Raw genomic sequence first — 321 nt, 5'->3', positions numbered from 1 at the left:
GTGTTTTTAATTGGTAAAAAATTAGGTGCGACAAACCTAATGGCTTGGGACTCTCGAGGTCGGTTGATTGAGTCTATTAACATTGAGGTTACTCATGATCTTAATAGCCTCAAAGCTAAATTATATGAGTTCCTTCCTGATGAAACTATAGAAGTGCACAGTGCGCAGAACCGTCTATTATTGAGCGGTCAGGTCAGTAACCAACAACAAATGAATGTGGCGATGCGAATCGCAGAAACCTATTCGTCAGGGCAGGCTGCTGACGCATCAAAAGAAAGCGGAAGTGAACAAGCTGCCGCAACTGGTGTTATCAATTTGATG

1 protein-coding gene is annotated in these 321 nt (G+C 42.7%); it reads left to right on the top strand.

All coding sequences use genetic code 11. The features are described from left to right. The coding region (locus AB4486_RS23845) for a pilus assembly protein N-terminal domain-containing protein (RefSeq protein WP_372119069.1) at positions 1 to 321 on the top strand (321 nt) is incomplete at both ends.

Source organism: Vibrio sp. 10N.222.55.C6, from assembly GCF_041473395.1.
GTDB lineage: Bacteria > Pseudomonadota > Gammaproteobacteria > Enterobacterales > Vibrionaceae > Vibrio > Vibrio crassostreae_C.
The sequence above is the reverse complement of the archived record's forward strand: the minus strand, read 5'-3'. Positions and strand labels throughout refer to the sequence as shown.